This is a genomic window from Deltaproteobacteria bacterium (assembly GCA_030690165.1).
Classification (GTDB): Bacteria; Desulfobacterota; GWC2-55-46; order UBA9637; family UBA9637; genus JACRNJ01.
On record JAUYHF010000001.1, the window covers coordinates 1 to 19620 of the forward strand.

The window sequence follows — 19620 nt, forward strand, 5'->3', positions numbered from 1 at the left end:
TTCCTTGACTATCCTTACTGCCTGTGCATAATTCTCTATTGTGGCTCTTTGAGTCATGGGGTATCCTCCTTTTGTTTTGGTATTGGCTTACCATGGAGATACCCCTTTCTTGCTTCTGACACAAGAAATAATACATTACCCAAAGCAGCTTAAGGTTATCTATGACAAGATTGATTTAGAGATATAGGGGAAATTTCTATTTACCTTTGTATTCTAAATGTGATACATTATTGTTAAATATTATTTGGAGGTGTTTTTATGGCAAAGACTGCAATGGTAATAGCAAGGGTAGAGCCTGAATTAAAAAAGGATTCAGAGAAGGTATTAAAGAGATTAGGCATGTCCATAACAGAGGCTGTTAATCTCTTTCTCTCACAGGTAAGACTACAGAAGGGCTTGCCCTTTGAGGTAAAGATACCTAACAAAACCACGCTGGATACATTTAAAAAGACTGATGCCGGCAAGGCACTGAATAAGTATAAAAACATGGATGAGTTTATAAAGAAGATGGCTGGATAGTATGCTGAAATTTACTACTACTAATCGGTTTGAAAAAGATTATACAAAAATGGAGAAGCGGGGCAAGGACATTGACAAGTTAAATGCTATCATGCAAAAACTTATCAACGAAGACCCGTTAGAACCCAAATACAGAAACCATGCTCTAAAAGGAAACTTTAAAGACCGCAGAGAATGCCATATAGAACCAGACTGGCTGCTAATTTATAAAATCAATGCGCAAGAGAACATGATTATCTTTGAAAGGACAGGCAGCCATGCGGATATTTTTGAGTAGTTGGCTACGACAGGATTGATTTGCAGATAGCGGCGTGACAAAGACATAAAAACCTGTATAGGGGTGTGTAGAAAATTGTTTTATTGTTTACCTGCCATATGGATTTGAGTAGGGGTTTGAATATGGGTTGTTGTAAAGATTTTCATAATCGCCTGAACTGATTTATCCTCAAGAGGCCATTTTTCAAAAACTGACTGATGATAAATATTTAACAATGCTATCTACTCTCAGCAATTCTATCTATTCTGATTGATTATATCACAATTTTAGCACAGTGTTTAATTGCCATTTTTATGGCTTGAGGTGATAAAAAGGAGGGAATGAAAACAAAAAATCAGGCACCGTTAATTACGGATTTATCACTCGGCGCATGATGTCGTTCTCTTTGACCCTGTTTTCTACCGGGATCAAAACTATCTCTTCGTTTTTACCCACCTCTATAGCCTTTACTTCAGAATCAAAGAGATTTTTCAGGATATAGTTTTCTCCCTTAGAATCTTTAGAAACAAAGGTCAAGGTGTCCCCAATTTTTATTTTACTCCGTAAGGCAACATACGCCATATTATCCTTCACTGACAGAACGACCCCGGCAAATTCATGAGTGCTTTTATAGACCTCTTCATCATGAGCGTAGCCTTTATCGGAAGGTTTACCCAAAAGCATACCTGTAGAATAACCCCGGTCGGAAAACATCAAGAGTTCCTCTTGCCAGTGATCCTGCATCCGATACGGCCCCTCGCTTAAACTATCAATGGCCTCCCGATAGGTCTTTACCACTCCGGCCAGGTAATTGATCCCTTTCATCCGTCCTTCAATCTTGAAACTGTCTACCCCGGCCTCGGCCAATTTATCCAGATACTCAATCAGACATAAACCCCTGGAGCTTAAAACAAATGTCCCCCTGTCGTTTTCATAGACCGGGAAATATTGGCCCGGCCTCTTCTCCTCCATCAGGGTAAACCGCCAGCGGCAGGAATTAGTGCACAAGCCAAGATTGGCCGAGCGGTTGGCCATAAAGCTGCTTAAATAACATCGTCCGGAATAGGAGATACAAATCGCCCCGTGGACAAAACATTCCAATTCCACGCCCACATTATCCCGGATCTCCTTAATCTCATCCAGGGTAATTTCCCTGGATAAAACAATCCTTTTTGCCCCGGCTTTTTCCCAAAACTTTGCCGCTTGATAATTGGTAACATTCACTTGCGTACTTATATGGATCGGCAAACCAGGAATCTCTTCCCGGGCCATTTCCAGAACTCCCGGGTCGGAAACAATTATCCCGTCCGGTTCGATTTTTCTTAGGAATTGCAAATGCTCCCGGATTAAAGAAATATCTTTGTTGTGTGGAAAGATATTGATGGTCACATAAAATTTCTTTCCCGCCAGACGAATAAATCCTGAGGCCAACTCCAAATCAGCGGGGGTGAAATTATCCGCCTTGGCCCGGAGACTGAAATCGGACAACCCCAGATAGACCGCATCGGCCCCGTAGTGCAGGGCGATTTTCATCTTTTCAAAATCTCCGGCCGGGGCCAATAATTCAGGCAATTTTATTTTATGCTTCAAGGATATTTCCTTTCAAAATATACAGATGTTTTTTCTAACCCCTGTAAATTTAAGTCTGTTAGCAATTTTGCATATACTTGCAAATTCTATCATAATTTTAGAACAGTTTCTTATTGACCTTTTTATAGCAGGGCTTATAATGGCAACAAGGCTTTCCATTGCCTTTAATACAATACCAGCGAGCTGGCGCTTACACAGCAGATGCAGTATGACCTATGGCAGTTGAATCAGAATCAAAAGAGATTACAGGTTAAACACCAAAAAGGCGGCATAGAGTTTAAAAGGGGTCTATATCAAGAATATGGGAAGTGTGTCCCATAACCAATATTGCTGATAAAAAAATACCATCAATTGGCATTAGGCGAATTAAGGGAATAGATTTGGTAAAAATTTTGAACACGACAAAAAATCTTATGCAAAATAATATTTTAAATACAATTCATAATGTTGATTGTTTTGAGGGATTTAAAATAATTCCAGACAACTCTATTGATCTTATTTTAACAGATCCGCCATATGGATTAAATAAAGTCGGGATAAGAAATGATCATGATTTAAGTTTATTTTACTCATCTTTGCCAGAAAGCTATAGAGTATTAAAAAACGATTCTTTTTATATCACTTTTTTTAGCACAAAATTTTTACCAGATATTTTTAAGAACAATCCTTTTCAGTATTTTTGGAATTTTGTATTATATTGTCCGAATGGAAGAGTGATATCGCCTATTGGTTTTACTAAATATATGTCGTGTGTTGTTTTTAAAAAAGGTAACCCCAAAATGGTTAGAAAAGGAAAAGACATTTTTTTAGATACGCCCGGTAGAATGGTTGAACCAGATGAGGGATTTATTAACCACCCTACGCCAAAACCAAAAACATTTATAAAAGAACTGCTGGCACTTTTCTCAAAAGAAAATGACACTATTCTTGATCCGTTTATAGGAAGCGGGAGTACGGCAGTGGCTTGCAAGCAATTAAAAAGAAATTATATAGGATTTGAAATTAGTAAGGATTATTGTGAGCTAGCCAAAGAAAGATTAAAAAAATTCTAATATGCAAAATAAACAGGAAATTTTAGGACCCCAGTTCAATAAGGAAGTGCAACACTTAGGAAAGGAAGGTATCCTAAGTGAATGCACAAACAAACATATAAACATCTCTCCAGCGAAGAGAGAGACCATATAGCCGTTCTTCGCGCTCAAGGCTTCAAAGCAAGTGAAATAGCAAGACTCATAAACCGTGATAAAGGCACTATCTCACGAGAGATGAGGCGCAATAAATCTCCGGTCTATGATTGCTATCTGCCTCATAAGGCAGATGAACGCGCAAAAGAACGAAAGTGCAAATCCGGTCAACGACCGAGATTAAAAAACAAAGAGACTATGGCCTATACAATAGAAAAACTGAAACTTGGCTGGTCTCCTGAACTTATCTCAGGACGATGGTCTAATGAGCATCCGAAGATGTCCATTAGCCATGAGGCCATATACCAGTTTATCTATAACAAAGAACAGCGCAAACAGGAAGACTTAACGGTTTATCTGCCCCGCAGCCACAGAAAAAGGCTTAAGCGCGGATATTCCCGTAAACATAGTAAAAGCCATATACCGGAGCGTATTTCCATTGAAAAGAGGCCTCATTACATCGCAAAACGCAGACAGCCTGGTCATTGGGAGACCGATACCGTTGTGTCTCGTCAAAGCCTTGCTGCTTTAGCCGTTCTCCTGGAGCGCAAAAGCAGAATCATTCACCTTCAAAAGATCAAACAAAAGTCTTCTCATCTATTCTCTCGTGCAATTGAGGAACGGCTAAAGCCCTATTCCTCTTCTCTGAAACGGACCATAACTTACGATAACGGTTCAGAGAATGTGGAGCATCTTAAAACTAATAAAAAGCTTGGAACAAAATCCTATTTTTGCAACCCTTACCATAGTTGGGAAAAGGGGGCTGTTGAACATGCCGTTGGTCTTGTTAGACGATTCTTGCCTAAGAAAACCGATTTTGCTACAGTGAGCAGTCACAAGATAAAACACATTGAATCTTTATTAAATAATAGGCCTCGCAAGTGTCTTAATTACAAAACACCTTATGAGGTCTTTAGCTCAAGTGTTGCACTTGCTCGTTGAATGTGGCTTTATTGTTTCCCTAACATTCCTTTTTATGTCTACCTACATTTTTAGTGAATTTTAGGTCAATTTGTGCGGAGATTCAAGAAAAATTTCCGATATATCTTTTTAACCCCTTGAAAAACAAGGAAAACAATTTTTGGTTGTAAATTATGTTTCATGCGATATAATTTTACAAATTAATTACGCTAAAAGCTTTCGGACAAATTTTGAGAGAAGTTACATCAGTTGTCCAACCCCTTCAATCCCATAATCTCATAAAGCCCTGGTAAATCAATGCTGTCATTGTTTAACGCTTAAACTAATCGGTGGCGGTTTATCTCATCCGCTGGACTTGATTGTTAGGGCTTACTTTACTGGTTTTATACCAAGGTCTTTGCATATTTTTCTTGCGAGGTTATCGTTGATTTCTGTATGTCGGGGCACAGATGAACGTTTGTTTTGACTCGGATTCCACCACCATGAATGACGCCCGCCTTCTCTTACAAATTCACATCCTTGAGACCGTAAATATTTCAGCAGGTCATTGCGTTTCATACAGCAATTTTTTCTTCCACATACCCCGCTCCTACCGCAGCGAGAGCATCTTGGCGGTTGAATTCCAGAGCCTCTTTCAGAGTGGTTCGAAGGCTTTCTATTAAGTCTTCACGAGTATGCCCTTGACAGTTTACCCCTGGAATTTCCTCTATCCAGCCAATCCACCAATCATCCTCTTGCTTTACTATAGCAGTATATTCTGTATTCATATTTGCCCCCTTTCAGATGCTATTATACTTCAAAATTCATAATTCAGGTATCTATATTTATAGCCCTAACATTCTTTTTTATGTCTACATGCATCTTTACCAAATTTTAGATTAACTTATATGGCACGTCGAGGGAAACCTTGCTGCAACCCCTTCAATCCCATAATCTCATAAAGCCGTTGCACGGAGACGCTCTCATTGATTGTCTTTGCCAGAATATTTATCTGCTTATCTTTCTTCTCCGCAAAAGCGCTGACACCCCGTTCCGGTAACCCTCTGTCAGTTCTGATTTCATTTAAAAACCCAGTCCTAAACTCATCATTATCAAAGATGCCGTGTATGTATGTGCCCCAGATTTTGCCGTTAGCTGAGACAGCGCCGTCTTTTATCTTGACCGTAGTATTATTCCTGTCCGTTATTATTGCAAAATAGTTTTCTTTTCCGTCTGTCTCTCCCATGTGTATCTCATAACCTTTCACCAGACAATCCCCCCTGCCCCCCTTTGCTAAAGGGGGGAACGAGGGGATTGTCGCACCTACTTGATATGTTCTTTTCTCTCTTTCCAGAATTGTCTCTCCATGCAATAGCCCGAGTCCTTTCATTTCTTTAACATGAGCTTCCACACCATGCGGATCTTTTATCAATTTGCCGAGCATCTGAAAACCGCCGCAGATGCCGCTCACCTTTCCCCCGTTTCCAGCATAATGGATTAGCCTATCTGCAATGCCGGTCTTCCACAGCCAGTCCATGTCTTCCAATGTATTCTTACTTCCAGGGATTATGACCACGTCAGCCCCATCTATTTCCGCAGGCTCTGTAATATAATGAACGGAGACGTCCGGCTCAAATCTAAATGGATCAAAGTCTGTAAAATTGGAAATTCGGGGAAGTTTTATAACAACTATCGTAATCTTTTTCTGACCACTGACCACGAAAGGCACTTCTGTGCCTTTCGTCCACTGACCACTGTCTAAAACTACCCCATCTTCATCAGGCAGGTTTATATCTTTAAGATACGGCACAACGCCGAAAACCGGCAAGCCTGTTTTATTTTCCAGAAAGTCAAGACCTGGTTTTAAAAGTTCAAAATCGCCTCTGAATTTATTTATGATAAAACCCTTAACCCTCTTTTTCTCAGAAGCGGCCAAAAGTTCCATTGTTCCGACAAGCGAGGCAAATACGCCGCCTCTGTCAATATCTCCGATTAAAATTACCGGCGCATCAACCATCTCTGCAAGTCCCATATTTGCAATATCATTTTCCCTCAGATTTATTTCAGCAGGGCTTCCGGCGCCTTCAATGATAATCAGGTCATTCTCCTCTTCCAATCTCCGGTAGCTCTCCATCACATATCGCGCCGCCTCTTTTTTAAATCTGTGATATTCGGCGGCCTTCATATTTCCATAAACCTTGCCGTGAATAATAACCTGCGAACCCATATCGGATGTAGGTTTTAAGAGTATCGGATTCATGTCGACAGTCGGCTCTATCCCTGCCGCCTCTGCCTGAAACGCCTGCGCCCTTCCGATCTCGCCTCCGTCCATAGTAACAAATGAATTAAGGGCCATGTTTTGCGCCTTAAATGGGGCAACCCTCAAGCCATGTTCCCTGAATATCCGGCAGAGTGCAGCGGTAATAATGCTTTTGCCAACATGAGATGAAGTGCCCTGAAGCATTATGGGGCGAGCTTTGTCAGACATCATATCCCCTCGGCGTAATCATCCTGTTATTGGAAATAAAGGTTGCGCTGTTTCCTACAATCAGAATTGTTGACATATCTATAAAATCATAGTGGGACGGCATTTCTTTCAAAGTGGTTATTTTTATTTCTTCCCCCTCCCTTAACGCATTTTTTACTATACCTACAGGGGTATTCCCATCCCTGTGCATTGATATCATTTCAATTGTCTCTTCAATCTGAGAAACCCTTGTTTTGCTTTTTGGATTATACAGGATTATGACAAAATCCCCTTCTGACGCCAATTTAAGCCGCTTCTTTATTGTTTCCCACGGCGTCAAAAGATCGCTCAGAGATATAGATGCAAAATCATGCATGAGTGGCGCGCCAAGAAGCGATGCAGCCGCACAGAAGGCGGGAACGCCGGGAATGACGGAAACTGGGATCGGGGATCGGGGATGGGGGAGAAGGAAGGCTGGGTTTGCTGACCCCTGAAGTAGTTCAAATACCAGCCCTGCCATTCCGTATATTCCGGCATCACCGCTTGACACCACTGCCACTTTCTTGCCTTGTAAAGCCAATTCAATTGCCTTTTGACATCTGTCAACCTCTTTGGTCATGCCTGTAGAAAAAATCTCTTTGCCGCTGATGAGATTCTTAATTAAATCAATATATGTCTTGTAGCCAACAACCACATCGCAGCTCTCCAGCGCCTCTTTTGCTTTAAAGGTAAGATGTTCTAAACTGCCAGGCCCGATGCCTACAATGAAAATGGAGCCTGCGCTATGGCTATTGTTACCCTTCCTATCTTGTTTTTTTTCACCCATATCCTTTTTGTCCCTGCTGACTTAAGCGCTGCCGGCTCACACACGCCTCCAACACCGACCTTCCCCATTACGAAAGGGGAAAAGCCGGAAGGAAGCGGCATTTCTGCCAGTTCATCCTTTGAATAAAAATCTATTTTTAAATTATGCCTTTTGGCAAACCTCAACAGCCCTTTTTCATCTTTCTTTACATCAATGGACGCAAGATTTCTTACGCACAAGGGAGACACATCCTGTTTTTTCAGCACACCAAAATATGCGCCCTCTACTTCCTTCAGGTTTACGCCTCTGTCACAGCCGATGCCGACAACAAGGTCTTTTGGCCGCAAAATAAGGCTGATAGCTGATAGCTGATGGCTGATGGAAAAATGGTTTGAGACAATTACGAATACCTCCGGCTTCACACGCTTTGCTTGTGCAGCAGATTTATAAAACTTAAACCCTTTTGAACCCACGAACCCTTTTATTGCCTTCAGTCTTTTTGCATTTTCATCAACAAATGCTATTCTTCTGCCATTCACGATAGCCGAATTTGTAACCTTAATCTTTTTTATATCTTCAATTGCAAGATGAAATTTCTCTGCAATATCCTCTAAGCATGGCAAATTATTCACATCAGTTGCAGTTGTGATAACAGGTTTAGCTCCAATTATTTTTGCAATACCTTCGGCAAGTTTATTTGCTCCGCCCAAATGCCCGGAGAGAAGGCTGATAACATATTTCCCCTTTTCATCCATTACAACAACCGCCGGATCTTCCGCCTTGCTCTTTAAAAGCGGGGCAATGGTGCGCACAACAATGCCTGCAGCCATGATAAAAATCAGGCCGTCATATTTTTGAAAGGCATACCGGACATGCTTCTTAAAATTCTTGGAATTGATAAAAATATCGGCGTCTTCAATCTTTTGCGAAAGATTTTTAGCGAGTTTTATGCCGTTTTTTGTAAGGGAAAAGATTGCAAGATTCATATTGAGAAAATTCAGTCATTTAATTCTTTCAAGAAAATCTCTTGCAGTCATTACAGTTACTATACTTTTTATTTCATCAGTAAAGAAATGAGAATCTCCAGTCAAAAAACAATCGGGCTTGGAATAAAGCACGGCTGCAAGGATGGGAATATCTTTCTTGTGTTTTATCAGAATCTCAGCATCTTTCATCTTATGGCTGTATTTTATCCACGGGATGACCGTAATATCGCTCAGCGCTTTTTCCGTTTCAGCAAGGGCGATTTCAAAAGTTCTTTCTTTCAGATATTTGAGTTTCTTACTTACCACCTTTTTTAATTCATCAATGACATCCTCGCTTGTTACAAGGTCTAATTAGACCAAGTCTAAAATCATGGATTCGTTGCCGTCAAAAAAGACTCCTGACAATAGTATGTTTGTATCTACAAAGACCTTGTATCTCATCTGCGCATCTTTACAAGTTCTTTTAATATCGCTGCTTCTGATATGCCTTCTTTTTTCATCAGCCATCTAAGGAATGTTCTGCTCTTTTTGGCATACGTCTTTTTGAGCGCTGAAACAATAGCCTCTGCCTCATCAACAAATACTCCCAGCTTTATCTCCTCGTTAATATTCCTGTAAATGTCTTCCGGAACCTGAGCTACAATTTTAGGCATTTTACACCTCCTTGTTCTTTAAACAATCCAATGATAACAGAAAGCACACTGCTTTGCAAAAACATTACCGGACAGAATTGTCCAATAAAGAGCATGGAAAGGCGAAGATCATCCTGAATTGAAAAAATGGGCCGATGCATTCGTCAGACGGATTAGAAAGCCTTCTCAATCCCCTTGACAATCTCCACGACTCTGCCAACGGAAAATAAAAACAGCTTTTCTCCCTTTTCCCTTGTCGCCTTTGACGGATTCCCCCACACGCCGCCCTTCCAGTATTTGACCTTGTCTTTTACAAGAAATGGCGCTGAAAACTTTGGATACTCCTCTTTTGCCCTGTCTTTTACGAGGTTCGGCACAAGATATAAAATCCGCGATGTCTCTATCTCACCTGCATGGCCGTCATCTTTTGTCTCAACAAACTTATCGCTCTCTTTCCTTATCATGTCATATTCGGATATGACTGCAATTTTAATATCATCAATTTCATCTATCATATCTTCACCGGCCTCTCTCAAAGCGGACATGTGAATATTACCCGCATGACCCGAAATCAGAATAAAATTCCGCAATCCCTTAGCGTATCCTGATTTTATAATATCCCTTGTTATCACCCTCAAACTATTTGCCGATATGCCGATGCTTCCGGCATGATTTCTTGTTGATGTCAAAACCCCGTAATGAAGCGGCGGGGCTACAAAAACCGGCATCTTCTCAGCCACCTTCTTAACCACCTCATACACCTGGATCGTGTCGGTAGAGAGGGGTAGATGGCTTCCATGCTCTTCTATTGTGCCGAATGGGATAATGATGGTTTTTGTCCTCTTCAATCCCTTTTTAAAATCAGTCATCGTGATATTTTCCAGAAGCATTTAATCATCTCCTCGTAATTTTTCTTTCTTTCTGTAACCATGTTCGAAATTTTTATCATAGAGTTTTGACCTTCGTCCCTTGCCCCTTGCCCCTTGTCCCAATGTTTTTCCCACAATTATCATTGCCTGTCTCGCAATTTTTGCCTTTTTAACTTTTGCGGCAATATCTTTCAGTGTCCCTCTTACAATCTTTTCATCTTTCCATGCAGCCCTGTAAACAACGGCAACGGGTGTGTCTTCGGGATAACCTTGCCTCAATTCTTCAACCACTTTCTCAATCATTCCAACGCTTAGAAATATGCACATGGTTGCCTGATGTCCGGCAAGTTCCGCAAGCCCCTCTCTTTCCGGCACAGCCGTATTGCCCTCGAGCCTTGTAAATATAACTGTCTGGGTAACCTCCGGCATGGTAAGCTCCTGTTTCAGAGCAGCAGCCGAGGCAAAGGCAGAGCTTACTCCGGGTATAACCTCGTAGGGAATCTCCGCACGTTCCAGAATGTCAGCCTGTTCGCGAAGGGCGCTGTATAACGTGGGATCGCCTGTGTGAAGCCTTGCAACCTTTTTGCCATTGTTTGCCGCTTCCTTCATAATTTTCATAATTTGTTCCAGTGTCATGGAGGCGCTGTTATATAAGGCCGCCTCTTTTTTTGCATATTGCAAAACCTTCTCATTGACGAGAGAACCGGCATAAATCACTACATCAGCCTCTTCCAGAAGCCTCTTGCCCTTGACTGTGATAAGCTCAGGATCGCCGGGGCCTGAGCCTATGAAGAAGACCGTCTCACATTTTTTCATATTCAACTCCTATTCCGGCCATATATGAAATCTTCGCCTGCCCCCAATGCGGTATGTATGAAAATCCCTTTTATCCAGAGTGAACACATCATCTATATCCGCTTCCTCTGCAAGGGCAACAAGGGTTGCGTCGGCAAAATCCATCGGCACATCGTTATATTTCTCCATCAAGATAATACACCTTGCAAGACTTTCAGGAGACTGTGGCACAAGGGTTGCGCCGTCATGCAGGATGAAATCAATACAGGCTCTCTGCGCCTTTACCGATGGGCAGAGAAGGTAGATGGCTTCGGTAAGCACCGGCTCTGTGGCAAATAATCTTCCTTGAAAGCCTTTCAAGAATTCCACACAGCTATTATGATTTCTCTCGCTTTTGTCCAGGAGGGCGACAAATGCTCAGGTATCCAGTAAAAGGCTACGCACGACGTTTAATCCGCTCTATGAGGTATTTGTGATGAGATTCACCAAGGTCAGGCAAGCCGCTGGCAACGCTACCTATCAGGTCTTTGACCTGTTCGTAGGGCATGACTTGCTTTTCTCCTTCCCCTCCGCGAACAAATCTCTCCAACGCCATTCTAACAATATCCGACCGTTTCAAATGAAGCCTTCTGGCCATACTGTAAACCTCTCTGCTTAAATCGCCTGGCAGTCTTACGGTTATCTGCGTAATCATACCCATCGCCTCCTTGCAATATAATATACTGCATTGCATTGCAATAATCAAAAGCTATTTATACAGCAACCAGCATAAATAAGTTGCAATTTTCGTAGTGCGTTCCATAAGAGTGGGCATAGGGTATGGGGAGTATTAAAGACATGAGGTTTTGGCCACCTTCCACCTCTGTTTAAGACATAAGGCATTAAGAAAAGATGCGCTATTCAATTAATCTTTTTTCTTGAAGATCTTGGGGTCGCAGGAGATATATTTTATCTGCTTCATAGGCACCATTATGGCCCCTGATAAAGATTCTATCTCCAGGGCATCTAATTCATCGTTGATATGATGCCTCGTTGTATCCTTTACAAGCAACTCCTGATTATCAGTAAAAACTACCTTTATCCAGTATTCCATAGAAGCTCTCCTTTACAGTATTAGTTTATTTCCGGCAGCGGTATCCCTTCGAATACCTTTGATTTTGGGTTAAAGACATAATCCTCTACATAGTTTTTCAGGTCTCCGTTTTTAATAAGCTGTCTGTTGGCAAACTTTGTATTGATATCCGGGATTAACTTGACCCTGCACCTGACCTTTGATTTGAAGTCTTCAAAATCTACCCCGCAGATGTCACTGTATCCTCCCCTCCCCCCTTCTATAATACACTTTGGCATATAGATTTCTTTTTCATTTGAGAGCCTCTTTTCTATATCTGCAAAGGTCAAAAGTGAGGTGCAATCGGTATCGCCGCCAAGGGTAGTATTCGGGACATAGAGATATCGCGCCCTCTTCTTCCGATACATGGTCAGAATCTTGTATATGCTCTTCGAAACCACAAGTGTATCTTTCTTATCAATACCCAGCGAATCAAAGTGCTTTACAATAATCCTCCTGTTCAAGAAGACGGTTATATATGCCTCTGTATGTATGGTTGCCTTGTTTGGAAGATTTAGGTCATATATCGTCCTGGCCTCTCCGGGGAGCGCCCTTTTGCCCTGCCTCATAAGAGAAACCGTATTATCATCCATCCCTTTCAGAGGCGTCATGCAGCCCATCCATAGAACACAGTTTTTATTGATATTTGATATGGTTAACGCATCAACAGCCATTGTCTGGGGTCCGAATGAATAAAAATCAGCAGATGTAACGGCAGGGCCGTCTAATATCTTTAATACCTGTTTCACTGTAGGGCCGTTGGGCATAAGAAAATCCCTGTGCCTGCTTAGTGTGTTTACGGACAGCTCGAAATTCATCCTTCCTTTATATGTCTCTGCCAGTTTATGAATCCTGGGGACATGTACAAATCCTACCGTAAAGATAGTTACATTCTTATCCGTATATTTTAAGAAATCCTCCAGCCAGTCCATTGCATTGGGGTGCAGAAACAGGTCGGTCCAGACCATATATTCATTCCCGCCCCAGACCCAATATTCATCAGCCTTCGATGGAATTTTATTTATATAGCTTAGTATATATTCCCAATCCTCCTGTGTGGTCTTTGGTATATTATCAACGGAACGATACGAGTGTTCTTTTTCATAACAGAAGGTGCACATAACCGAACAGGGCTTGCCAAGGCTGAGAGGGACCTTTCTGGCATGCATCTCCCTCCTGAGGGTGGGATAATAGATTTTTTCTCCTGGTTGAGATAACTCCTGATTGATGGAAATTGCTTCGCCCATATCTCCTCTTTACAGTCTTCTGTAAATGATTATACTACACTATGTCCTTATTCTGTTGCAAGGGGGAGGGTATCTTAATGCTATTTATCGGCTTAATCATTTCTTCACAATCAACAAAGAAAAATAATCCGATGTCTTCCCTTTCAAGCTGTTTAAATCCCTGACTACCCTCCCTTCAGGCCAACCTGCCCTTTCAATAAAAACCGCTGTTGCCTCTTACCCCCTCAAAGTTTCTGCTTGCATAATATATAAAAACTTATATAATACAAAACGAGAATATGAAACCTCTAAACTTCATAGGCTCAAGTTTGGATGACCTCCGCAACTTCCCGGATGAAGCTCGAAAAGCCGCGGGCTTTGAATTGTATTCCGTACAATGCGGATTTGAGCCGACCAATTGGAAACCTATGCCAAGCATAGGAAGCGGGGTCAAGGAAATCCGAATTCATGTCCTGGGAGAATGGCGCATTATTTACGTGGCGAAATTAGAGGATGCGGTACATGTGCTCCATTCGTTTCAAAAGAAGAGCCAAAAAACGAATCAACACGATATTGAATTAGCTCGTAAGCGATTCAAACAAATTGGAGGGTAACATTATGAAAGAACCTATTATCAAATCTTCAGGCAACGTATTTCTTGATCTCGGCTTTCCCCCTGAGGAAGCCGCAATTCTTCAGATGCGTTCTAATATCATGGCTGATCTTCGGAAGGTCATCAAGAACAAAAAAATGACACAAGCAAAAGCGGCTGAGATTCTTGGTGTTAGTCAGTCCAGGGTCTCTGATCTAATAAGAGGGAAATGGGAAAAGTTCAGCTTGGAAATGCTCATCGCGCTCGCAACAAAGGCTGGGCTGCGTATAAGCCTTAAAATGGCCGCATAGACATGAGTTAACAAGTCTCTCCACGCCGATTGCTACTTGGCCTCTGAGCACATCGTTAGGGCAAGTACATCCGCTACTGTAAGTGCAGTGCGACAACTTGTCGGTTTCCCCAAAAAGTAAATGCTATTTATTGGCTTATTCATTTCTTTATAATCACAAGGGAAAAATAATCCAATTTCATCTCCCTTAAGCTGTCTAAATTTCTTATTACCGTCTCTTCCGGCCACCCTGCCCTTGAGACAAAAACCGCCCTGTTTTTTAAATGAAGCTCGTCAAGAATCTTCAACACCTTTTCCATAACCTTGTTCACCTTTATCAGAATAACAGTATCAAAGTTTTTTATCATCTCCTTTAATCCATCTCCTTCATAAGTAGCCGGAATAACCGCAACCCTTTCATCCGCCTCTGCTATGGGTAAAAGCGCACTGCCTGCTGCGGCATTGATAGAAGAAACGCCGGGAATGATTTTAATTGCAATATCAGGCAGAAGATCCGCAACCAATGGAATCAGGTAACTAAAGGTGCTGTAAAAGAGCGGATCGCCGATGGTGATACAGGCAATATCCTGTCCCTGCTTCAGTCGTTCACACACTAAAAATGCGGCGTCTTTTCTGGCCTTTGCCAGAATCCCTTTATCCTTTGTCATGGGCAGAAGAAGTTCCAGAATCTCTTTATCCTTCAAATCAACTGCCTTTTCAATCACAGACAACGCCATGCTGTCGGCGTCTCCCTTTGATTTTGGAATCGCAATCACCTTTGTCCCGCTCAAAACCCTTACAGCCTTGAGCGTCAGCAGTTCCGGATCACCCGGGCCAACGCCGACGCCGTACAAAACGCCAAGGGGGAGTTTGGAGACACTCACGGTTTTTCTCCGACTATAATAAAGACAGGGTTATGCGCATTAAATAAATGGGAATCCGCAACATCTTTTGTCTTTGCAATATTTACAGAAACGGTTTCCATATTCCATCCTGAAGTTTCAAAGAAATGAGCGGCGGCTGCCAGCGTCTCAATGGTTATTGCATTGACCACTATCCTTCCGTATCGTTTTATCCGTTTAGAGCAAACCTCAAGAATTTTACCGATATCCCTTCCACCGCCGCCAATAAATACAGCATCCGGTACCGGCAGATTTTTAAAACCGTCAGGCGCCTTTTTGCGGATAATCTCAAGATTGGCGGTTTTAAATTTGTTCTTATTCTTCTCAATATGGATTACCCTTTCCTTTTCTTTTTCAACGGCAAAAACCTTCCCGTCTTTGGCCAGCATTGCAGCCTCTATAGATAAAGAGCCGGAGCCTGCGCCGATGTCCCATAAGATACTGTCGGCCTTCAATTTTAATTTTGCCAGACTGATTACCCTAATCTCCTCTTTTGTTATCATGCCTTTTGAGTGGGAAAATTCAGTATCGGGAATGCCGAAACTACCGGGGCAAGAAAGATTTTGACTCCTGACCCCTGACACCTGACCCATTAGCAGCATCATTACATTCAACGGCGAAAAACTTTTTTTTGCAATCCGGCCTAAAGTCCCTTCTGTAATCTTTTCGTTATCAGTTCCTAAATCCTCACATACATAGACTTTATAATCCTTTATGCCTTTATCAATCAGAGCCCTTGCAATCTTTGAAGGGGTATTGTCGGGGTCTGTAAATATCCCCACTTTATTGTGGCATGCTATCTCATCAATTATATCTTTTTGACTCCTGACTTTTCCCCTCCCATGCAGGCTGAAAAACCTGGCATCATTCCAGTTCTCTTTTATCTTCGCAAAAGCATACTGCATTGTGCTTACATTGGGGATTATTTCAACCGCATCTTTGCCGAGCCTTTTTATGATAAAATCAGCTATGCCAAAAAAGTTCGGATCGCCGGATGCGAGAACGACAGCGGATTTTGGATTTCGGATTTTGGATTTCGGATTTAAAATCTTTGCAACTTCATCCAGGTTAGAACCTATAACCACTTTTTCCCTTTTAAATTCAGGGAAACAGGCAAGGTGACGTCTGCCGCCGATAAGCATACCTGCGCCTTCAATCAGTTTTAACGCCCTTCGTGAAAGGCTGGTTCTGCCTTCAACACCAATGCCTATAATATAAATCATACCCTTTCAACCACCTCATTATTATACCCCATCAACATACACCCTATATCCACTGTGCTATCAACAATCTTTTTGGCATTGGATTGCGTCTTTTTGCAAACTATTTTTAAAACATTTTCCAAACCTTGTTCCTTCAAAATAAAAAACACCTGCCGCGCTGTGTTTGCGCTCTTTATTGTTTCAATGATATCCTCTTTTGCCCCCGCATCTTTTACAAGACTGGCGATAAACTCAAGCTCTACACTTGAATCAGAGCAGTGTGTTTCAAAATGTCCGGCAGCAAGTTTGCTGAACTTGCCGAATTGCCCTGCAATAGTAACTTTTCTGACCCCTGACCCCTGACCCCTGACCCCTATCTTTTTTAACGCAAACCCCATATGGTCGCCAACCAGTATGAAGGTCTCCTCCGGTAATTTTAACTCCTTCTCAGCCACCTTCTCACTGCTCCGGCCTGTTGAAAAAACAATTTCTTTACAACCCGATGCCATCGCAACATCAATGGCGCATGTTATGGAATTACGATAGGCGGATAATGATACCGGTTCAACAATCCCGGTTGTACCTAAAATAGAAATCCCGCCGATTATTCCAAGGCGGGCACTCATGGTCTTTTTTGCTATCTCCTCGCCGTTTGGAACTGAAATGATAATTTGGAAGTGGGAAGCGGGAAGTGGGAAGTGCATTAAAACATCTCTTATAGCATCCTCTATCATCTTTCGTGGCACAGGGTTTATTGCAGGCTCGCCGACTTTAACTGCAAGTCCTGGCTTGGTAACGATGCCTATACCACTCCCGCCGTAAACTGTAAACTGTGAGCTGTTAATTGTGAACTGAAAAGCTCTTTTAAAATTTGAAATTTGAAATTTGAAATTTGAAATTGCCGAAGTGGCTACTTCGGCCACTATCTCCGCCCCGTTTGTCACATCAGGGTCATCGCCGGCGTCTTTTATAATGGAAGCCGCTGCACTGTCTTTTTCTATCTTGCACCTGTGAACAGGCAATTTAACAGTTTGGCCGAGCGGCAAGGTTATCTGAACCTCTTTGACTTTTTTCCCTGTCAAAAAGGCAATGGCCGCTGCCTTGCCAGCAGCGGCCGCACATGCGCCTGTTGTATAGCCCTTTCTTAAACACTTCTTCTGTTTATCTTCCACAATGTCCCTAAAATACATCCCATAATAAGGGCCAGAATAAATCCCTGAATAGATTGGGCTGTTTCAGGGTGATACCTCTCCGGCTCAATTGATGAAAGAAGAGTTCCGCCGCCTCTCAGTATTATCCATAAAACCAATGAAACCATAACTGCCTTAATGAAAATATTCTCAAAAGGCAGCCTTTCTTTCAACAGGCTCAAAAAACCGCTGACAATGATGCCAAAAATAGCCCCTCCGGCTGCAAAGATAATCAAGAGATGCAGCAGGGTATTCTCAAATGGGAATGCACCAGTAACAGCATTGACAACCAATGCAATCCAGCCCCAAACTATCCCAGCAATGGCGCCAAGCATAATGCCTTTTTTCCAATCAACATGCTCCATAGACACCTCCCTTTGAAGAATAGGTTAAGGCTGAGGTTTAGGTTGAGAAAAGACAAATCTTAGTTTTTCCTCAACCTTGACCTTAACCTCAAACTGTTTTAAATCAATGGCACGCCATTCCGATAACATGCCTGAAATCATGAAACGCATCATGCACGCCCGGCGCAACAGAATCCATGCCGTATGCAATGACTACCATTGCAAACGCAAATGACACAATCACTAGCGCCGGCAGCAGTGTTCCCAGCAAGCCGCTTTCTCTGTTTATTACTCTTTCCATAATATTAGCCCTCCTTTCATGGTTTTTTATTTACTAAAGAGTTTATATCAAAACACGTGCCTTTCACCCTCCCCTTAATCCCCTCCCGTCAAGGGAGGGGAACTGTAAAGAGTCTCCTCTCCCCTTGCGGGAGAGGGAAAGGGTGAGGGGTGCTTTCTAAAAAAATGTCTGAAGCCTGATTCCATATATAAATAATTTGGCTGCATTGGCGTCGCCGCCGGGATTCATCACATACTGTATGTCAGGGGAGATATGGAATCCCTTGTTTTGTTGGGCATCGGCAACCGATATATTATAATAAAGCTCCAGATAATGCTCTGCGCCTGACTCAAAATCAGGGGAAACACTCTTTTTGTAATCTTTATAGTCTTTGCCCATCAGGGTCATGCCATAGCCAAGTCCTATCGTATCATTTTCCCTGCCAAATATCTCACCTGTAATATTTACTCCACCGCTGATATGCCTGTCAAACTGGGCGACCTTTTCTCTCTGAATGCCTGCCCTGAGCCACACACCCACCGCATCGGTAATAGTCTGATCCATGCTTAATCCAGCGCCCTTGTTTTCTGCCTTCAATAGATTTGCATCATTGGGATTTGCGCTATTTATTACAGAATCACGGCCCTGCCTGTTCCAGTAATAAATCCTGTAATTCCCTTCCCTGTCCGCAGGTTTGAGTTTAAAATTTACCTCAGCAATATAAAAGGATTTATCAAACATATCCACATAGTCGCCATTGCCTTCAAATACGCCAAGGGTAATATCCATGCTTTCAGCAGGCCCGTAAGTCAGCCTGATGCCCGGACTGTAGAAATCAGCAGAGCCGCCAAATTCAATTATTGGGTTATTTACAAATAAGTTGGCAAGAAACTGAGTCCTTTCATTATTTGCAAATTCATTAGCGTCAAAATAGCCTGTAATGTCAAGCTGGCCTATGGAGGCCGCAAGGTTTTGGGCTATGTTGTGCTCATAATAAAACTGCGTAACATGCGCATGGTCATTGTTAAAGGATTCAATATCAGCGTTCGCGCCTGTAGTATTTCCGTTAGGTGAAGTAAAAAATGCCGGCAAATTTTGCAGTCCCGGCCCCCTCTGAAAATTCAGAACACCAACAGCCATGCCGTCTTTGCCAACAGGCGATTCCAGTGCGATATCAGCCGATATTGCGCCTGCGCTGTGCTGGTTAGCGCCTTTGTGGCGCATCACGCCCTGGCCTGTTATCGTAAGCCCGCCGCTTATCTTGAGGCCGTAAATACTGTGAATTGGGTGGAGTTTATGCCCAAGCCCGTCAACCACCTCTTGCTCCTTCAGCATATCTTCTATCTTTCCAACTCTTGTTTTAAGTTCCTCAATAGACATATCGCCTGCCTTATTTGACTCCTGACTCTCCGCCATGGCAGAGTGATCCCAAACTGTAAATAATACTACAGCAACTATAATAAAGATCTTTTTCATTTCCT

26 protein-coding genes and 1 pseudogene are annotated in these 19620 nt (G+C 42.3%); 7 read left to right on the forward strand and 20 right to left on the reverse strand.

What is annotated here, in order from left to right:
- The first annotated feature begins 258 nt into the window (after positions 1 to 258).
- Positions 259 to 519, forward strand: a complete 261-nt coding sequence (locus Q8P28_00005; protein ID MDP2681180.1) for a type II toxin-antitoxin system RelB/DinJ family antitoxin — start codon at positions 259 to 261, stop codon at positions 517 to 519.
- A gap of 1 nt (position 520) precedes the next feature.
- On the forward strand, positions 521 to 796 hold the full coding sequence (locus Q8P28_00010; GenBank protein ID MDP2681181.1) for a type II toxin-antitoxin system YafQ family toxin: 276 nt from the start codon (positions 521 to 523) through the stop codon (positions 794 to 796).
- A 348-nt stretch (positions 797 to 1144) separates the two neighbouring features.
- On the opposite strand, the gene Q8P28_00015 is transcribed toward Q8P28_00010, so the two are convergent.
- On the reverse strand, positions 1145 to 2365 hold the full coding sequence (locus Q8P28_00015) for a U32 family peptidase (protein ID MDP2681182.1): 1221 nt from the start codon (positions 2363 to 2365) through the stop codon (positions 1145 to 1147).
- A 25-nt stretch (positions 2366 to 2390) separates the two neighbouring features.
- Between Q8P28_00015 and Q8P28_00020 the strand changes: the two genes are divergently transcribed.
- From Q8P28_00020 to Q8P28_00030, 3 genes are all read left to right on the forward strand, one after another.
- Positions 2391 to 2591, forward strand: a complete 201-nt coding sequence (locus Q8P28_00020; protein ID MDP2681183.1) for a hypothetical protein — start codon at positions 2391 to 2393, stop codon at positions 2589 to 2591.
- Between the two features lie 82 nt (positions 2592 to 2673).
- Positions 2674 to 3417, forward strand: a complete 744-nt coding sequence (locus Q8P28_00025) for a site-specific DNA-methyltransferase (protein ID MDP2681184.1) — start codon at positions 2674 to 2676, stop codon at positions 3415 to 3417.
- A gap of 81 nt (positions 3418 to 3498) precedes the next feature.
- Complete coding sequence (locus tag Q8P28_00030; protein ID MDP2681185.1) at positions 3499 to 4491, forward strand: IS30 family transposase; 993 nt, start codon at positions 3499 to 3501, stop codon at positions 4489 to 4491.
- 348 nt (positions 4492 to 4839) lie between these two features.
- Here Q8P28_00030 and Q8P28_00035 read toward each other — a convergent pair whose 3' ends face one another.
- The 13 genes and pseudogenes from Q8P28_00035 to Q8P28_00095 form a co-directional block, all read right to left on the reverse strand.
- Positions 4840 to 5028: a type II toxin-antitoxin system HicA family toxin gene (locus Q8P28_00035; protein MDP2681186.1), complete on the reverse strand. Its 189-nt coding sequence runs from the start codon at positions 5026 to 5028 to the stop codon at positions 4840 to 4842.
- Positions 5025 to 5237 carry a type II toxin-antitoxin system HicB family antitoxin gene (locus tag Q8P28_00040; protein MDP2681187.1) on the reverse strand — a complete coding sequence of 71 codons (213 nt, stop codon included), beginning with the start codon at positions 5235 to 5237 and terminating at the stop codon, positions 5025 to 5027. Before Q8P28_00040 ends, Q8P28_00035 begins: the two co-directional genes overlap by 4 nt.
- Before the next feature lie 116 nt (positions 5238 to 5353).
- Complete coding sequence (locus Q8P28_00045; protein ID MDP2681188.1) at positions 5354 to 6937, reverse strand: cobyric acid synthase; 1584 nt, start codon at positions 6935 to 6937, stop codon at positions 5354 to 5356.
- Positions 6930 to 7742, reverse strand: coding sequence for a precorrin-3B C(17)-methyltransferase (gene cobJ / locus Q8P28_00050; protein MDP2681189.1), 813 nt, complete (start codon positions 7740 to 7742; stop codon positions 6930 to 6932). The genes Q8P28_00045 and cobJ overlap by 8 nt, the downstream gene beginning before the upstream one ends.
- Positions 7676 to 8707 carry a cobalt-precorrin 5A hydrolase gene (locus Q8P28_00055; protein ID MDP2681190.1) on the reverse strand — a complete coding sequence of 344 codons (1032 nt, stop codon included), beginning with the start codon at positions 8705 to 8707 and terminating at the stop codon, positions 7676 to 7678. The genes cobJ and Q8P28_00055 overlap by 67 nt, the downstream gene beginning before the upstream one ends.
- A 15-nt stretch (positions 8708 to 8722) precedes the next feature.
- On the reverse strand, positions 8723 to 9013 hold the full coding sequence (locus tag Q8P28_00060; GenBank protein ID MDP2681191.1) for a hypothetical protein: 291 nt from the start codon (positions 9011 to 9013) through the stop codon (positions 8723 to 8725).
- Between the two features lie 131 nt (positions 9014 to 9144).
- On the reverse strand, positions 9145 to 9360 hold the full coding sequence (locus tag Q8P28_00065) for a hypothetical protein (protein MDP2681192.1): 216 nt from the start codon (positions 9358 to 9360) through the stop codon (positions 9145 to 9147).
- Positions 9361 to 9512: 152 nt separating this feature from the next.
- Positions 9513 to 10229, reverse strand: a complete 717-nt coding sequence (locus tag Q8P28_00070) for a creatininase family protein (GenBank protein MDP2681193.1) — start codon at positions 10227 to 10229, stop codon at positions 9513 to 9515.
- Positions 10230 to 11024 carry a precorrin-4 C(11)-methyltransferase gene (gene cobM / locus Q8P28_00075; protein MDP2681194.1) on the reverse strand — a complete coding sequence of 265 codons (795 nt, stop codon included), beginning with the start codon at positions 11022 to 11024 and terminating at the stop codon, positions 10230 to 10232.
- 9 nt (positions 11025 to 11033) lie between these two features.
- A pseudogene (locus Q8P28_00080) lies at positions 11034 to 11408 on the reverse strand (PIN domain-containing protein).
- A 31-nt stretch (positions 11409 to 11439) separates the two neighbouring features.
- Entirely contained in the window at positions 11440 to 11697 is a 258-nt protein-coding gene (locus tag Q8P28_00085; protein ID MDP2681195.1) for a hypothetical protein, read from the reverse strand.
- A gap of 210 nt (positions 11698 to 11907) precedes the next feature.
- Positions 11908 to 12096: a hypothetical protein gene (locus Q8P28_00090; protein MDP2681196.1), complete on the reverse strand. Its 189-nt coding sequence runs from the start codon at positions 12094 to 12096 to the stop codon at positions 11908 to 11910.
- 20 nt (positions 12097 to 12116) lie between these two features.
- Positions 12117 to 13361 (reverse strand): radical SAM protein, encoded by a 1245-nt coding sequence (locus Q8P28_00095; protein MDP2681197.1) that lies wholly within the window; start codon positions 13359 to 13361, stop codon positions 12117 to 12119.
- Between the two features lie 278 nt (positions 13362 to 13639).
- On the opposite strand from Q8P28_00095, the gene Q8P28_00100 reads away from it, so the two are divergent.
- Positions 13640 to 13954, forward strand: a complete 315-nt coding sequence (locus Q8P28_00100) for a type II toxin-antitoxin system RelE/ParE family toxin (GenBank protein MDP2681198.1) — start codon at positions 13640 to 13642, stop codon at positions 13952 to 13954.
- 4 nt (positions 13955 to 13958) lie between these two features.
- Entirely contained in the window at positions 13959 to 14243 is a 285-nt protein-coding gene (locus tag Q8P28_00105; protein ID MDP2681199.1) for an XRE family transcriptional regulator, read from the forward strand.
- Positions 14244 to 14382: 139 nt separating this feature from the next.
- Here the strand turns inward: Q8P28_00105 and cobI are convergent, their stop codons facing one another.
- The 6 genes from cobI to Q8P28_00135 form a co-directional block, all read right to left on the reverse strand.
- The gene (cobI, locus tag Q8P28_00110) at positions 14383 to 15105 is read right to left on the reverse strand and encodes a precorrin-2 C(20)-methyltransferase (protein ID MDP2681200.1); all 723 of its coding nucleotides are present in this window, start codon (positions 15103 to 15105) and stop codon (positions 14383 to 14385) included.
- A complete protein-coding gene (gene cbiE / locus Q8P28_00115; GenBank protein ID MDP2681201.1) occupies positions 15102 to 16346 on the reverse strand; it encodes a precorrin-6y C5,15-methyltransferase (decarboxylating) subunit CbiE in 1245 nt (414 codons plus the stop codon). The genes cobI and cbiE overlap by 4 nt, the downstream gene beginning before the upstream one ends.
- Positions 16343 to 17515, reverse strand: a complete 1173-nt coding sequence (cbiD, locus tag Q8P28_00120) for a cobalt-precorrin-5B (C(1))-methyltransferase CbiD (GenBank protein ID MDP2681202.1) — start codon at positions 17513 to 17515, stop codon at positions 16343 to 16345. The genes cbiE and cbiD overlap by 4 nt, the downstream gene beginning before the upstream one ends.
- Positions 17470 to 17880 (reverse strand): hypothetical protein, encoded by a 411-nt coding sequence (locus tag Q8P28_00125; GenBank protein ID MDP2681203.1) that lies wholly within the window; start codon positions 17878 to 17880, stop codon positions 17470 to 17472. The genes cbiD and Q8P28_00125 overlap by 46 nt, the downstream gene beginning before the upstream one ends.
- Positions 17881 to 17983: 103 nt before the next feature.
- Positions 17984 to 18160, reverse strand: a complete 177-nt coding sequence (locus Q8P28_00130; protein MDP2681204.1) for a CbtB-domain containing protein — start codon at positions 18158 to 18160, stop codon at positions 17984 to 17986.
- Between the two features lie 156 nt (positions 18161 to 18316).
- A complete protein-coding gene (locus Q8P28_00135) occupies positions 18317 to 19615 on the reverse strand; it encodes a carbohydrate porin (GenBank protein MDP2681205.1) in 1299 nt (432 codons plus the stop codon).
- Between the last annotated feature and the right edge of the window lie 5 nt (positions 19616 to 19620).

What these genes read in the sequence shown, in the direction of transcription:
- Q8P28_00005 (MDP2681180.1), top strand. Translation starts at nt 259, where the DNA reads ATGGCAAAGACTGCAATGGTAATAGCAAGGGTAGAGCCTGAATTAAAA.
- Q8P28_00010 (MDP2681181.1), top strand. Translation starts at nt 521, where the DNA reads ATGCTGAAATTTACTACTACTAATCGGTTTGAAAAAGATTATACAAAA.
- Q8P28_00020 (MDP2681183.1), top strand. Translation starts at nt 2,391, where the DNA reads ATGTTTTTTCTAACCCCTGTAAATTTAAGTCTGTTAGCAATTTTGCAT.
- Q8P28_00030 (MDP2681185.1), top strand. Translation starts at nt 3,499, where the DNA reads ATGCACAAACAAACATATAAACATCTCTCCAGCGAAGAGAGAGACCAT.
- Q8P28_00035 (MDP2681186.1), bottom strand. Translation starts at nt 5,028, where the DNA reads ATGAAACGCAATGACCTGCTGAAATATTTACGGTCTCAAGGATGTGAA.
- Q8P28_00040 (MDP2681187.1), bottom strand. Translation starts at nt 5,237, where the DNA reads ATGAATACAGAATATACTGCTATAGTAAAGCAAGAGGATGATTGGTGG.
- Q8P28_00045 (MDP2681188.1), bottom strand. Translation starts at nt 6,937, where the DNA reads ATGTCTGACAAAGCTCGCCCCATAATGCTTCAGGGCACTTCATCTCAT.
- cobJ (MDP2681189.1), bottom strand. Translation starts at nt 7,742, where the DNA reads ATGGGTGAAAAAAAACAAGATAGGAAGGGTAACAATAGCCATAGCGCA.
- Q8P28_00055 (MDP2681190.1), bottom strand. Translation starts at nt 8,707, where the DNA reads ATGAATCTTGCAATCTTTTCCCTTACAAAAAACGGCATAAAACTCGCT.
- Q8P28_00065 (MDP2681192.1), bottom strand. Translation starts at nt 9,360, where the DNA reads ATGCCTAAAATTGTAGCTCAGGTTCCGGAAGACATTTACAGGAATATT.
- Q8P28_00070 (MDP2681193.1), bottom strand. Translation starts at nt 10,229, where the DNA reads ATGCTTCTGGAAAATATCACGATGACTGATTTTAAAAAGGGATTGAAG.
- cobM (MDP2681194.1), bottom strand. Translation starts at nt 11,024, where the DNA reads ATGAAAAAATGTGAGACGGTCTTCTTCATAGGCTCAGGCCCCGGCGAT.
- Q8P28_00085 (MDP2681195.1), bottom strand. Translation starts at nt 11,697, where the DNA reads ATGATTACGCAGATAACCGTAAGACTGCCAGGCGATTTAAGCAGAGAG.
- Q8P28_00090 (MDP2681196.1), bottom strand. Translation starts at nt 12,096, where the DNA reads ATGGAATACTGGATAAAGGTAGTTTTTACTGATAATCAGGAGTTGCTT.
- Q8P28_00095 (MDP2681197.1), bottom strand. Translation starts at nt 13,361, where the DNA reads ATGGGCGAAGCAATTTCCATCAATCAGGAGTTATCTCAACCAGGAGAA.
- Q8P28_00100 (MDP2681198.1), top strand. Translation starts at nt 13,640, where the DNA reads ATGAAACCTCTAAACTTCATAGGCTCAAGTTTGGATGACCTCCGCAAC.
- Q8P28_00105 (MDP2681199.1), top strand. Translation starts at nt 13,959, where the DNA reads ATGAAAGAACCTATTATCAAATCTTCAGGCAACGTATTTCTTGATCTC.
- cbiE (MDP2681201.1), bottom strand. Translation starts at nt 16,346, where the DNA reads ATGATTTATATTATAGGCATTGGTGTTGAAGGCAGAACCAGCCTTTCA.
- cbiD (MDP2681202.1), bottom strand. Translation starts at nt 17,515, where the DNA reads ATGTATTTTAGGGACATTGTGGAAGATAAACAGAAGAAGTGTTTAAGA.
- Q8P28_00125 (MDP2681203.1), bottom strand. Translation starts at nt 17,880, where the DNA reads ATGGAGCATGTTGATTGGAAAAAAGGCATTATGCTTGGCGCCATTGCT.
- Q8P28_00130 (MDP2681204.1), bottom strand. Translation starts at nt 18,160, where the DNA reads ATGGAAAGAGTAATAAACAGAGAAAGCGGCTTGCTGGGAACACTGCTG.
- Q8P28_00135 (MDP2681205.1), bottom strand. Translation starts at nt 19,615, where the DNA reads ATGAAAAAGATCTTTATTATAGTTGCTGTAGTATTATTTACAGTTTGG.